Source organism: Hymenobacter sp. (assembly GCF_036387835.1).
GTDB lineage: Bacteria > Bacteroidota > Bacteroidia > Cytophagales > Hymenobacteraceae > Hymenobacter.
On record NZ_DASVSY010000119.1, the window covers coordinates 63,777 to 76,675 of the forward strand.

Annotated in this window: 12 protein-coding genes; 6 read left to right on the top strand and 6 right to left on the bottom strand. The window is 52.5% G+C overall.

The genetic code is table 11. The annotated features are described in order from the left end of the window. Nucleotides 1-58: 58 nt before the first annotated feature. Together VF639_RS23715 and VF639_RS23720 are read right to left on the bottom strand one after the other, a co-directional pair. Nucleotides 59-838 carry a nucleotidyl transferase AbiEii/AbiGii toxin family protein gene (locus VF639_RS23715; protein ID WP_331148443.1) on the bottom strand — a complete coding sequence of 260 codons (780 nt, stop codon included), beginning with the start codon at nucleotides 836-838 and terminating at the stop codon, nucleotides 59-61. Next, nucleotides 831-1,454: a type IV toxin-antitoxin system AbiEi family antitoxin domain-containing protein gene (locus VF639_RS23720; RefSeq protein ID WP_331148444.1), complete on the bottom strand. Its 624-nt coding sequence runs from the start codon at nucleotides 1,452-1,454 to the stop codon at nucleotides 831-833. Before VF639_RS23720 ends, VF639_RS23715 begins: the two co-directional genes overlap by 8 nt. 138 nt (nucleotides 1,455-1,592) lie before the next feature. Here VF639_RS23720 and VF639_RS23725 point away from each other — a divergent pair, with 138 nt between their 5' ends. From VF639_RS23725 to VF639_RS23750, 6 genes are all read left to right on the top strand, one after another. After that, nucleotides 1,593-2,549 (top strand): HNH endonuclease, encoded by a 957-nt coding sequence (locus VF639_RS23725; protein WP_331148445.1) that lies wholly within the window; start codon nucleotides 1,593-1,595, stop codon nucleotides 2,547-2,549. 14 nt (nucleotides 2,550-2,563) lie between these two features. Next, nucleotides 2,564-3,496: an HNH endonuclease gene (locus tag VF639_RS23730; RefSeq protein WP_331148446.1), complete on the top strand. Its 933-nt coding sequence runs from the start codon at nucleotides 2,564-2,566 to the stop codon at nucleotides 3,494-3,496. A gap of 156 nt (nucleotides 3,497-3,652) precedes the next feature. After that, nucleotides 3,653-5,452 carry an N-6 DNA methylase gene (locus VF639_RS23735; protein ID WP_331148447.1) on the top strand — a complete coding sequence of 600 codons (1,800 nt, stop codon included), beginning with the start codon at nucleotides 3,653-3,655 and terminating at the stop codon, nucleotides 5,450-5,452. A 4-nt stretch (nucleotides 5,453-5,456) separates the two neighbouring features. Next, on the top strand, nucleotides 5,457-7,823 hold the full coding sequence (locus VF639_RS23740) for a sensor histidine kinase (protein ID WP_331148448.1): 2,367 nt from the start codon (nucleotides 5,457-5,459) through the stop codon (nucleotides 7,821-7,823). Further along, nucleotides 7,816-8,970: a hypothetical protein gene (locus VF639_RS23745; protein ID WP_331148449.1), complete on the top strand. Its 1,155-nt coding sequence runs from the start codon at nucleotides 7,816-7,818 to the stop codon at nucleotides 8,968-8,970. Before VF639_RS23740 ends, VF639_RS23745 begins: the two co-directional genes overlap by 8 nt. A gap of 17 nt (nucleotides 8,971-8,987) precedes the next feature. After that, entirely contained in the window at nucleotides 8,988-9,809 is an 822-nt protein-coding gene (locus tag VF639_RS23750; protein WP_331148450.1) for a hypothetical protein, read from the top strand. Between the two features lie 2 nt (nucleotides 9,810-9,811). On the opposite strand, the gene dnaB is transcribed toward VF639_RS23750, so the two are convergent. From dnaB to VF639_RS23770, 4 genes are all read right to left on the bottom strand, one after another. Beyond that, nucleotides 9,812-11,218: a replicative DNA helicase gene (gene dnaB, locus VF639_RS23755; protein WP_331148451.1), complete on the bottom strand. Its 1,407-nt coding sequence runs from the start codon at nucleotides 11,216-11,218 to the stop codon at nucleotides 9,812-9,814. Between the two features lie 6 nt (nucleotides 11,219-11,224). Then, nucleotides 11,225-12,073, bottom strand: coding sequence for a DUF1376 domain-containing protein (locus tag VF639_RS23760; protein WP_331148452.1), 849 nt, complete (start codon nucleotides 12,071-12,073; stop codon nucleotides 11,225-11,227). Beyond that, nucleotides 12,070-12,648: a hypothetical protein gene (locus tag VF639_RS23765; RefSeq protein ID WP_331148453.1), complete on the bottom strand. Its 579-nt coding sequence runs from the start codon at nucleotides 12,646-12,648 to the stop codon at nucleotides 12,070-12,072. The genes VF639_RS23760 and VF639_RS23765 overlap by 4 nt, the downstream gene beginning before the upstream one ends. Nucleotides 12,649-12,713: 65 nt before the next feature. After that, a partial coding sequence (locus VF639_RS23770) for a hypothetical protein (RefSeq protein WP_331148454.1) occupies nucleotides 12,714-12,899 on the bottom strand: 186 nt, incomplete at its 5' end.

The window sequence follows — 12,899 nt, forward strand, 5'->3', positions numbered from 1 at the left end:
AGGAAATAAAACCACCGAAGTGATGTCTATGGTCTATCTCCGTCAACAGCTGCCGGCTTCAACTTAACACCTGCTGAATATATTGGGGGAACATGGTGACCAGGCGGTCTTCGCGGGGATTGAAGAGGAAGGGGCGCACGTCGTCGGCCATGGCCTGCATGTCGAGGGTTTGGCAGTGGGCCAGCAGCTGGGCTTTGAGGTCGGCGGGGGTTTCGATGCCGCGCTTCTGGGTGAGGTAGGCGTAGTTGGGCGTGACCTGGCGGCCGAGCAGGAATACGGCATCGTAGAAGTCGCGGCCTTTGTTGCGGACGCGGTTGAGGATGGCGTAGAACTTCTGGGCCAGCAGCAGGTCGGAGGGCGTGGTTTGAATTTGGGTGAAGACGTCGAAGCGGTTGAGCAGATAGGGCTCCGGCTCGAAGGTGAAGTGCTGGGGCTCGGTATCGAGCTGGATGAGGATACGCTCTTCGCGGTGGCCGCTCAGCCCTTCTTTGAACAGCAGTTCGGGGAAACGAACGTGGCAATGGTAGGCATCTTTGAGCACCATCTTCATTTCGACTTCGTAGCCTTCCAACTCCATGCCGCGGGCCACGATGTTGGCTAACTCGCCGAACTCAGCGGCGGTGACGCCAGTGTTGTCGAAATCGAGGTCTTCGGAAAAGCGATTGTTGCCGTGCACGATGCGCAGGCAGGTGCCGCCGAGGAAAAAGAACCGGTTGGCCAGTGGGCTATCATAGATGAGCTGGAGCAGTTTGTGCTGGAGGTACTCGCGCAGGATGAAGTGGCTGAATGGCCGGAGTGCGGCTGGGTACTGGGCCTGAATTTGGGATAGGCTAAGCATGGACCGGTAAGAGGGAAAGCAGCGCTTTGACGCGCTGGTTGAGGCGCTGGTGGGCGAACAGGGTTTGATAGTCGGCGAGGCGGGCGGGGTTGAGTTTGGCCTGGAGCACGTCGGTGTTGAGGCGCAGGCCGGCGAAGTCGTCGGCGGTGCGCAGTTCGGGGTGCAGGTAGCAGTAATCGAGGAGGGCCTTTTCGAGGTCGGCCATGAGTACGGGCCGGTTGCCAGCGGGCCGCAGCACTTCGTAGCCGAAGTATAGGCGGGGCAGCAGGTGCTGGTAGCGGAACGTACCGATGGGCGTGTAGTACTCCTGGGTTTTGCGCGGGCTCACGGAGGTGAGGGTGTAGACGCCTTCGGGAATGAGGCCGTGGTAGGAAAAGGCCGTTTCCAAGGAGAGGTAGGCGGGCTGGTAGATGCGGTTGGCGGTGAACCACAGCAGGGCCTCATCAATGGGCGTTTCGGTGAAGCGGTACCAGCGGTTGACGATGCGCTGCAGGTAACCACGAGCCTGCCACTCGACCAGGCGGCGCTTGTCGAAATCGGGGAAGGCTTGGCGTAGTTCGTGGCTGGATACGAGGCCTTGGGCGGCGAAACGGGAACGGACGGCGAGGTAGTTCATTTCTAAAAGTTGTTAAAGATAACATCTTTTAGAAATGAAGCGAATAAGGTTATTATCTGTTTTTGGTTATCCTCGGCGCAAGGTGGTAGTATTGTAGTGAAGCCCTCACCGCTACTATCCGCTACATTCTCCGCTATTTTGAATCAACTGACTTCCTACCTGGCTCGACTTACCAAGCTCAAAGTGGATGCTCGCACGGTGGCAGGGGTACGGTTAGAGTCGCCTTACAAGCCGGCGCTGCTGCTGGCCGTGCTGGAAGGCATCGAGGAGCAAACTATTCGGGACAACCGCATTGCCATTACGCCAGAATTGATTGCAGGCTTTAAGGCTTACTGCCAGCTGCTGAGCCCAGGGCCGGAGTACGGTGGGTGTCCGTTTCAGCTGCCATTTTTCCATTTGCGGAGCAGTGGGTTTTGGCATCTGCACGCCCGGCCAGGGCACGAGCTGGTACTAACGGCATCGAAGTCGGTGCGCAGCTTCGGGCATCTGCGGGATGTAATTGACTTTGCCTCGTTGGATGCGGCGCTGTGGGAACTGCTGGTGCAACCCGTGGCCCGCGAGGAAATCCGGCAGGCGCTGCTGGTGCGCTACTTCCCGCTTACACGGCACTACTTCCGGCCGCGGGCGGGACTGGAACGGCTGGATGAGCTGGGCCGGCAGATGCTGGAGGAACCGGCGGCCGTGTATAACCGCGTAGTGGATGTGGCCGATGAAACAGCCCTGGCGGAACGCAGCGGGGTATTTGTGCGGGAGGTGCTGCGGGCGTACCAGTCGACGTGCGCGGTGTCGGGGCTGCAGCTGGTGAGCACCACGGGGGCGGTGCCGTTGCTGGATGCCTGCCACATTGTGCCGTGGTCGGTGAGCCGTGATGACACGATTGGGAACGGACTGGCGCTATGCCCGAACCTGCACCGCGCATTTGACCGGCACCTATTTTGGATTGATGAGGATTACCGGGTGCGCGTGGCCGAGGGGTTTGGGGAGCTGGGCGGGCACGACTACGGCGTACAGCGCTTCAACGGGCAGCCTCTGCGGTTGCCGAAGGTACGGGAATGGTGGCCGCGGGTGCAAAACCTGGCGGCACAGCGGAGGTAGTTACTTTTGAAAACATGAAATATTATCTAGGAGCAACTGATTGGCGTTGGTACAACTATTTGAGCAGTCGCACACCAGAAGATGTGAATTTCTGGCGGCCCGGTGGACAGACTGCTTTTCGCGCATTAGAGCCGGGTGGTTCATTCCTTTTTAAGCTCAAAAAGCCTTATCATGCTATCGGGGGCATTGGCTTTTTTGCTGCTCAGAGCCAACTGCCGCTGTCTTTGGCCTGGGATACGTTTCATACCCGCAACGGCTTTGACAGCCTTGAAGAGTTCCGGCAGACTATTCAACGTTACCGAGCGGATACGGAGCGCAATCCTGCCATTGGATGCATTGCCTTAACTAACCCTATATTCTTCGACAGGCAGGACTGGATACCGGTTCCGGCAGATTGGAGCGACAGCATCGTACAGGGCAAAGCATACAGCACGCACGACAGTACGGGGGCCACGCTTTGGCAGCAGATTGAGACAACTGTAGCCCGGTACCTAGCTGATGCTCCAAGCGCTGCCACTACTTTCAGCGTTGCGGAAGATACTCTGCAGTATGGCCGCTCCATTCTGCAAAAGGTACGTATCGGGCAGGGTGCGTTTCGCCTGTCTGTTACCGACGCTTACACAAAGCGCTGCGCCATCACAGGGGAGAAGACCCTTCCGGTTCTGGAAGCAGCGCACATCAAGCCTTACGCAGAGGCCGGGCCGAACCATACATCCAATGGCTTGCTGCTGCGCTCGGATATGCACAAACTCTTTGATGATGGCTACATCACCATAACCTCCGGCTTTGTAATTGAGGTCAGTTCCCGCATCCGAGAGGAGTTCAGCAATGGGCGCGAGTACTATCAGTACCATGGCAAGCCGCTGGCGATTCTGCCAGGACTGAATGATAACAAGCCAGCCCAACAACACCTGGAGTACCATAATTCAGTAATTTACCGAGGCTGAGTTCTGCTATTATGAAGAAAATCTTATATTAAGGTGAAATGTATTTCACCCGCCAGACTGGCCTAATGTGTAACTTGCCACCAACAAGAATCTGGCAAAGCATTTTTAGCAAAGCTGCTTTTCTTGGTATAATCACACTTCGAATCAAGCCTAAGAGTGCCAGATTTATTTCAACGCATTGACTTTAATACATTTCTACAGGTGGAAACGCCTGTGGCTGAATCAGTAATTGATAACGCAATTGACGCTTCGCATCTATTACCACCTAGCAAGCGTTCCATTTCCGATAAGAAGCGTAAAGGCGTATTCTACACACCTGATACTGCCGCGCAGCTTCTCGCAAGCTGGAGCATATCCCGTGCTACTGATACTATCCTTGAGCCTAGTTTTGGTGGATGTGGCTTTCTAGATGCCGTTATCAACAGGCTGAACGAACTACAGTCGCGAACACCTCATCATCAGATCATAGGAAGCGACGTAGATATTGCAGCTTTTGATTATTTAGCTGAATTACTAGGAGATGAGCCAACCGAGAAACATTTCAAATACAAAGATTTCCTCAGTGTCACTCCTGCCGATTTCCCTATTCAGGAAGTAGATACAGTTATCGGTAACCCTCCTTACGTGTCGTGGCATAATATGCTGCCTAGTCAACGTACTTCGGCATCCAAAGTAACTTTACCAGATGGCAGCACGCTGAACAATAAGGGCAGCCTGTGGACTTTTTTCGTTGCCCATAGCCTGCATTTCCTCAAAGCAGGAGGGCGCATGGCTTGGATACTACCCGGTAGCTTTATCTATGCTGATTATGCCGCTCCACTACGCGCTATCATTTCAGAGCAATTCAGCCGAAGCTTGGCAGTAATGCTTGAGCAACGCATTTTTGTGAGCGAAGGCACTGAGGAAAGCAGCATAATACTGCTGTGCGAAGGATATAAGCCAAGTCCACTATTAGAGGAGCAGCAGCAACCTATGAGGCTCGTGCTATCTTCTACCCTGGATGATTTGCAAAATACTGTAGCGTCATGGGCTGACCGGGAAGTAGTTGGTTTTGAATGGGACCAACAAGCAAATAGATTACTGGTGCCTGGAGCAGTCATGCAGGTATATGATGACCTATGTCATTCGCCGACATTCACTCGATTAGGAGCACTAGTGAAAATACGTATTGGTCTAGTAACAGGGGACAATTCATTTTTTGTCCTGAAACGTTCACAGGCACAAGGACTAAATCTTCCTGCCAGGGCGCTTCGTCCAATTGTAGCCCGTCAAGCCCACTTTCGGGGCCTGCAAGTAACAGAAGAAGATTTACAGCAACTTGCTGACGATGATGTACGGTGTTTATTATTGAATACCAACCCCTATCGTGACACTCGAAAGCCTACCTCTCTCAACTCTTATTTAAAATCTTATTCAATAGAAGATATAAAAGTAAACCGCACCTTCGCTAAGAGAAACCCTTGGTACCAGATTGCTCAGGAAACTACCCCTGATGGATTTTTCTCCTGCATGAACTGGCATGGCCCTGTACTTGTGCTAAATCCGGCGGATACAACATGTACTAACACTGTATATCGGGTACAATTCCAGAACAATCTATTTGATGCACCTGAGATTAGAAAGCATGTGGCGGTAGTGCTTCAAAGCACTTTTAGCCAACTTTCTGCTGAACTGTCAGGCCGTAGCTACGGATCTGGTGCTCTAAAACTTGAACCTTCCGAAGCTGCACGTATAGCGCTCCTTTTGCCAACTAACGATGCAAATGCGGCAGAGGCGTTTACTCAAATTGACGTTCACTTACGTGCCGGAGAGGTTACTGAGGCCCGCAGATGTGCAGATCTGTTCCTAGTACAGCAGGGGCTCATTACAATGGAGGATATAACCATCCTTGAGTCAGGATTAAGGATACTCAGAAATATTCGCCGAGGTTCCAGACGCCCTGCTGCTGATTACTAATTATATGACTACGCTAGAACAGCTACAGACTCAGCTGGCTGAGGCTGCAAACGCCACTCCGCCCGATATAGATCTTATTCAGGCTATCACCAATAAGATTACCCAACTCGATACGGAAAATGTACGCTTCACCATAGATGCTGGCATTATCAACCGGCTGGGGCAAGAATTAGTAGGCAAGCAGGAAACAGCGGTAGCGGAGCTTATCAAGAATGCTTATGATGCGGATGCAACGGATGTTAAAATTATATTCTCTAACACCGATGCACCCGGCGGCACGATGCTGATTGAAGATAATGGACTGGGCATGACTCGGGATCAGCTCCTTAATGGCTTCATGCGTTTGTCTTCTAACGACAAACTGCTACACCCTACCTCGGAACGTTATCAGCGCAGGCGAGCTGGTCGCAAGGGAATTGGACGCTTCGCCGTGCAACGATTAGGCGAGGAGCTGGTATTAACGACTCAAACCCCCAATTCTGAAAAAGCCCTTCGTGTAACTGTAGATTGGGAGATTTTCCGGGCAGGGCGTGACTTAGGTAGTATTAAGAGTCGGGTCGAGGAAATAGCCAAAGAGCGTCCCTACGGAACTACTCTTTTCATAAGAAAGCTACGCGAGGCATGGACTAATGCTGAACAACGGCGTGTATACCGCTATGTGTCGGAACTACTACAGCCCTTCCCATTAACCAAGTTTAAGGATACCCAAACGGAAGCATCAGTTACACCCTCAGCAAATGCGGGGCGTTTTGATGTTGAACTGATACAACAAACTGGAGCTGAAAAGACAGTCATTGCCTCCCAAGAAGAAACCATATTTTCTAATGCCTTGGCTATCATCGAAGGCCATGTCGATGACAAAGGCCAAGGGAAATGGTCTGTTGAATCAATAAAACTTGGTATTGCAGAAGAAACTTGGAGTATTGGCCATGACCGTGAGAACAAGAAATCCTTTATTCATCTCCGAAATGTTAGTATTAAGGCTTATTACTATATATGGAATGCAGATCTTTTTCCAAGAATACTTTTTGGGACTTTGCAGGAAATAGGTAGACAACAAGGAGGAATTCGTGTCTTTAGAAATGGTTTCCGTGTTCCCCCATATGGTGAAAGAGGTGACGATTGGCTTCAATTGGATGCTTCTTATGCAGGAAGGAAATTTTTACCACCTCATGCCAATAATAACTTCATAGGTTTAATAGAATTAAGTGACTCTGAAGGAGAATTATTTGAAGAAAGATCTAGTAGAGAAGGACTCATTGAAAATGATGCTTTTAGAGAGTTACAAGATTTTGCCTATAGATTATTAACCGCTGCTATTCAAAGAATAGCTGAAGCGCGCGAAAAAAAGCAAACAGCAGGTCAAACAGATTGGCAGAAAAAGCCTGACAGTGACCCTGCACAACGCCTGCGGGTAGCAGCAACCCAAATCAGAGAAACTATTTCCAAAGCCCGGGAGCAAAAAGTTAATCAGGCCCCTCCAAATGATTCTAGTACGGATAGTGGTAAGGAAAATTCTGAGCCACAGGGGGATGCTAACGAAAAAGGGGATGAACCTGACGAATTCACTCCGCTCGATGATGCAGCACGCGACATCGAGGAGGCTGCGAATGATGCACAGACACTTCTACAGGAGAATCAGATGCTGCGGGTTCTGGCAAGTCTAGGTATCATGATTGGAGAGTTCACTCATGAGATTCGCCAGACCTTGGGTTCCGCACAGTTGAACACTGAGTTTTTGAGTAAAATTGTCCCCACCACATCACGGGAACGGAGAACAATTGACCATCTAGCTGCCAACATCAGTTTGATTCGAGGTTATTCGTCCTATTTCTATCAGACAGTCAGCGACAATGTCAGCCGAGAGTTGGAGCCACAGGACTTGCGGGTTGCAGGTCGTCAGTTCGAAGATGCCATGTCAGTGTCTATTAAACGGGCTGGTATCACACTGACATTCGAACCGCAGGGTTACGAGTTGTTGACACCGCCAATGCACTCCTCGGAAATCAGCTCACTGCTCTTCAACTTCTATTCAAATGCGCTGAAAGCTATTCGTCGGGCTAAGTCTACAGGCCACATGCTTTTACGCGTAGGTGAAGAAAATAAGCGGGTTTTCCTGGAATTTGCCGACAATGGCGATGGAATTCCTGAACATCTGAAAGAGCGTATTTTTAACGCCTTTTTCACAACTGATTCACCTGCTAGCCGCAGCAGCTCAGCTGCTGAGGAAGCACAGGGAAGTGGCCTCGGTTTGAAGATTGTTTATGACATCGTAACCGTATATGGAGGCGAAGTATTTCTCACTACCCCTCCCAACGGATACACTACCTGCATCAGAGCAGAATTTCCTGCATACCAATACAATGAGTAATCCTGTCAACTATCTCTGCGTTGATGATGCCGGTGATACGGCAACGCATTCCTACCTGGATTTTATAAGTGACCAGGATGAAAGACTCAATATCGAACCTAGTGAACCTGATGAGTTCTCATTACAGCTAACTAACCTAAAGGAGAAGATTAGGCCTGACGAAGGTGTGGGGTTCGATGGATTGCTTCTGGACTTACGTTTGGATGGTGAAGGCAGTAAAGCTCATTACCGGGCACCGGCATTAGCTCAGGAAATCCATACTAGAGCAGTGGAGGACAAAGACGGCTTTCCCATATGCCCGCTTGTTTTGTGGTCGAACGATGAGAAGTTAGACGATTCATATTGGCCGGATGATACTAGTCATGACCTGTTTGATCTGACTATTTTTAAAGAGAAGCTAGCGGATTTGGACGTAAAGTATGCGCGTAAGACTGCACGCAAATTGATTTCTCTAGCCGACGGTTACTCACAAATAATAGCGTTACAAGAAACCGGTTTTGATAGAATATCCCGTTTGCTGGATAAAAGCAGTGCCTTTCTTCGCGTAATAGACCCACGCATCGCCCTACCTCTTGGCGAAGCCATAGGAGATGCATCGGTGTACGATCAGGCCAGATTTATTCACCAGCAACTGCTCACTATACCCAACAGTGCATTGGTTAGCAGCGAGATTCTGGCAGCCCGATTAGGTCTTGATATTAGGGACGTAAAGGATTTTGACGACCTCGCAGAGAAGCTTTTTCCTAATGCCCGCTACACAGGTGCTTTTGCATACGGTTGGCCCTGTTGGTGGGTATCAGGCGTCGAGAAAGGATGGGCGAACCTAGCTGAATGCCCGGGGCCACTTAGGACCACAGGAGCGGAAAAGCGAGTTGAATGCATCAAGAGAAACTCCGACAGACAGGACATTCATCCTGCAACCACCATCGAACTGACAACATCCACAACCTTCTGGACTATTTGCCAAATTACTCGTCAACCATTAGATCCCATGGAAGGATATGCGGTTGACAAACAACTCTACCCTTGGCAGAATACTAAGTATGTTTCCTTGCATGGAAAGCTTTCTGGTGGAAGAAAAGCGGATCGAACCAAAATTGATCCTTTGGACATAGAGCGTTTCGAGGAAGATAGTGATAACCGGTAAATAGAGACTCAAAAAATATGAAATCTGGAGGAAGTTATGCTAGTGCTCTTAGAAAGATAAGCAGTATCATAGGAAAATTTGAGAATAATTTTGACAAGGAACAAATAGAAACAATCGCCCAACATTGTTATGGCCTAGATAAATCAGATGATCTGTGGAATTATTATATGAAGGATTTTAATTTTCCTAAAAAAGCCTTCAAAGACGCTAAGCTTGACAAAGTTCACCCTAATAAGGCAAAAGAATTCAGAGTTATTTTGTCAGTAAAAGCATCAGGCAAATACACAGGAAGAACAAATAAAGATGAAGATCCATTAATTGATTTATCAGTTAATATCGTAGTTGCTGATTTCTCAGCGGAATTTCCTAACAACATCTTCTGCGCTTGGCACATGGACAGCCATCCGCCTGAGGGAGTTGATGAAGATGAAAGAGATGACAATGGCAAAAGAAAATACAAGCCTAGCCCATTCGCTCACCCTCGCTATCATTGGCAATATGGCGGAAAGAAAATTTGGGATGCACAGGATGCAAAAACTGACAAAGAAGAGTTTTATGGTTCACACTTACTCTTAGAATCTCCTCGTCTTCCTCATCCTCCACTAGATGTAATATTGGCAATTGATTTCATTCTTGCGAACTATTACAGTACAACTTGGCGCGCAGCACGACTTGACACAGAATACATTAGGGTGGTAAAAGAAGCACAAAAGAATTATTGGTATTCGTATTTTAAGTCAATTGCAGACAACATAAATCTCACAAATTCCGATGAATATTCTGTTAAAATAATGCCTCACTTTTTTCCAGAACCAGATCCAGCATACAGCAGAGAATAGGGTCACGACAAATCTTCAAATACTCCCCGGCGCATGGAGCAGGAGGTAATGACCTCATCTGTGGCCCCGTTGCGGTGCTTGGCAATGTCGAACAGCACCGTATCGACAGTAGGAGTGCCGTCCTCGTACTCAGCGATTTTGTAGTACTCGCCGCGCCAGAGGAAGATGATGCAGTCGGCGTCCTGTTCTAAGCTGCCCGACTCGCGCAAGTCACTGAGCAATGGGCGCTTCTCCCCTCCCCTTTTCTCTACATCACGGCTCAATTGAGACAAGGCGATGACTGGCGCATTTAGCTCCTTGGCCAACTCCTTTAAGCTGCGGCTGATACTGCCAACTTCCTGTTCCCGGTTGCCTTTGGTGTCGCCGCGCATGAGTTGAATGTAGTCGACTAAAACCAAGCTTAGCGGGTGCTGGGCGTGGAGGCGGGCGCACTTGGCGCGCAGCTGCTGGATGCTCAGGCCGGGCGTGTCGTCAATGTGTAACTGGTGGCCGTGGGTTTGAAGGCGCTGGGCCTGCTGGCGGATGTGAGCTACCTGGTCGAGGCCGCCAGGCAGGTTACCGCGGCGCAGGTCGGAGTTGCTGTAGCCGGGTACCTCGCTGGCAATCATGCGCTGCATGAGTTGGAGCGTGGGCATTTCGAGGCTGAAAACGGCGGTGTGGTGGTTGTGGTCGAGGGCGGCGGTGCGGGCGAAGTGCAACAGAGCAGCCGTTTTGCCCATGGCGGGCCGGGCGGCCAGGATAACCAAGTCGCCGGGCTGCCAACCGCCGGTCAGGCCGTCGAGCTGGGTGAGGCCGGTGGGAATGCCGGTGAGGCCATGCTGGCCAACGGACTGCGCGAGGCGGTTGAACGTGGCGTCGAAAGCGGCGGCAGCCGTTTGGCCGGGGCGGGTTTCGAGGGTACGGTGCAGGCCGGTGAGGCGAGCCTGGGCGTCGGCTAGCAGCTGCAGCGGGTCGCAGGTATCGTCATAGGCATGAGCGGCCAACTCGGTGCCGGCGCGGATGACGACGCGGCGGGCGTGCTGCTCCTGCAAAATGCGGCAATGGGTTTCGAAGTGGGCAGCCGAGTTGATCTTGCTGGTGAGGCCAGCTACGAAAGCGGGGCCGCCGGTGCGCGCCAGCGTGCCGCGGTGGCGCAGTTGCGCTACGACGGTAAGCAGGTCGGCGTGGTCGCCTTGCTGCACCAGGTCGCGGATGGCCAGGTACACTTGCTGGTGGGCCGCTGAGTAGAATACTTCCTCGGTGGGCAACAAAGCCAGCAGGGTGCGCTGGGCGTGAGCTTCAAGTAGTGCGGCACCAAGTACGACAGCTTCCAGGTCAAGAGCCTGGGGTGGCAGGTGGCCGCCGGTCGGGGCCGAAATGACGGCGCGGCCGGCCGGGTCGATGAAACGGGCGGGTTTGGTTTGGTGCATGATGGGTTAGCTCCAGCGGCTAGGGTCGGCGGATTTTGGTGCGGTACGGGCGCGGGCTGGGGGTGCGGCTTGCCCATTGCCATGGGGTATGGCGGCTTGGAATTGCGGACGGCGGCGCATCCAGCCGCGAAAAGAGGCACGCCAGTCAGCCATCGGGGTTTTGCCGCTCACGCGCCAGCCGTTGCTTTCGTAGTGGTCGTGGAAGGCGGCGGCCTCGGCCTGGGCGTCGGCGCTGCCGGAGTGCAACTCGGCGGCGTAGGCCTGCACCTCGGCCAGAGTCGGGGTAGCTATTTTTTTCCTTTCCAACCTAGTGGGCTCGGGCGGTGGGGCGTCAGCCCCTTCCTCTACTTCGTTAGAAGTATTGAAACTGAAATTGAAAGCCTTTTCATTTGCTTTCTCTTTCGGGGGCAATTGCTTTTCGCTGGAAAGCTTTTGCTTGTCCGTAGCAAGCATTTGCTTTCCGGACGGATTCTGAGAAGCTGGCGGATTATTTTCGGAAAGCATTTGCTTTTCGGGCCGACCGCCCTTGCGGCCGTTGGCGGCCAGCCGCTCACGCTTGGTGGTTTGCTTGATGGCCTCCTGTACCAGGCGCGGGTTGTAGCGTAGGGTAGGCTCATCGGCAGCCAGCGGGAATTTGCCAAGCAGCAGCTCGCGGCTGTCGGCCCACTGCGCCTGCGTGAGACGGGCGGTGCGGCGAAGACGGTTTTCGTCGGCAGTCAGGTAGCCGGGGCGGTCGGACTGCCAGGAGTTGAACAAGAGCAAACAGTAGGCCCCCACTTCGTGGGCTTCCATCAGCTGCACATCGGGCGAGCTTAGGAAGTCACCCGTATAGAAGAGAAAGGCAGGGGCCTTCATGCCAGGGAAGAAGTGGGAATACGGGAAACAGCAGCCGTGGGCCCGAATAGGTCAAGCTGGCGGTAGTCGGTGCACTTACCGCGCAGGGCGGCTTCGACTTCTACCAGGGCCGCAGTCAGGGTGGTTTCCAGCAGACCGGTGTAAGAGTAGCTGGCTTGCTCGTCATCGAAAGACTGGTAGGGCGTGGTCAGGTTGAGCACCCGCCCGCCGGCCAACTCGCGCTGACCGATGAGCGTAACGCCGCCTTGGTTACGACCCATCGAGAAGCCGGTAATAGCAAACGGCTTAAACAGTGCGGGCAACTCCTCGGACTCATCGGGCCAATAATCGGGCGTCTCAGTCAGCTGCTCAGCCAATAAGCAGAGGTGCGGTACCAAGCGGCTCAGCGCATGGGTCAGGTCGGGGTGTACCTGCTCTGCGCAGGACAGGGCAAAGGTGCGGGCCGGGGCCTCCTCGCTACGCTGCTCAGTGAATTCGCAGGTCAAGTGCTGGTCTTTGAGCTTGACCTTTTGAATGGTAATGATGGAGCGGGTTTCGGGGCTGTCGGGGCCAACGATGGGGAGTAGCTGAGACATAACAGGGAATGGAATATTGTGCCGGCAATGGTGGCCGGCAGTTAGAGTGACTACTTAAAAGCTGACTATTGGCCGGCGGGTCGGCGGCCCCGGACGCGGGCGGCGGGCGCGGTGGCCAGCGTGGCATCGGTGCGGTTGCGGCGCTGCCAGTCGTGAATCTGCGAGAGAAGTATTCGGTCGCCGCGGCTGGACTCGCCGGGCATGTAGTGCAGGCGGCGCGGGTGGTGGTCGGGCAGGCGCATGTAGTCGCG

Coding starts and splice junctions, on each gene's coding strand:
- VF639_RS23715 (WP_331148443.1), bottom strand. CDS start 838: ATGCTTAGCCTATCCCAAATTCAGGCCCAGTACCCAGCCGCACTCCGG.
- VF639_RS23750 (WP_331148450.1), top strand. CDS start 8,988: ATGAAATCTGGAGGAAGTTATGCTAGTGCTCTTAGAAAGATAAGCAGT.
- VF639_RS23745 (WP_331148449.1), top strand. CDS start 7,816: ATGAGTAATCCTGTCAACTATCTCTGCGTTGATGATGCCGGTGATACG.
- VF639_RS23765 (WP_331148453.1), bottom strand. CDS start 12,648: ATGTCTCAGCTACTCCCCATCGTTGGCCCCGACAGCCCCGAAACCCGC.
- VF639_RS23720 (WP_331148444.1), bottom strand. CDS start 1,454: ATGAACTACCTCGCCGTCCGTTCCCGTTTCGCCGCCCAAGGCCTCGTA.
- VF639_RS23760 (WP_331148452.1), bottom strand. CDS start 12,073: ATGAAGGCCCCTGCCTTTCTCTTCTATACGGGTGACTTCCTAAGCTCG.
- VF639_RS23740 (WP_331148448.1), top strand. CDS start 5,457: ATGACTACGCTAGAACAGCTACAGACTCAGCTGGCTGAGGCTGCAAAC.
- dnaB (WP_331148451.1), bottom strand. CDS start 11,218: ATGCACCAAACCAAACCCGCCCGTTTCATCGACCCGGCCGGCCGCGCC.
- VF639_RS23730 (WP_331148446.1), top strand. CDS start 2,564: ATGAAATATTATCTAGGAGCAACTGATTGGCGTTGGTACAACTATTTG.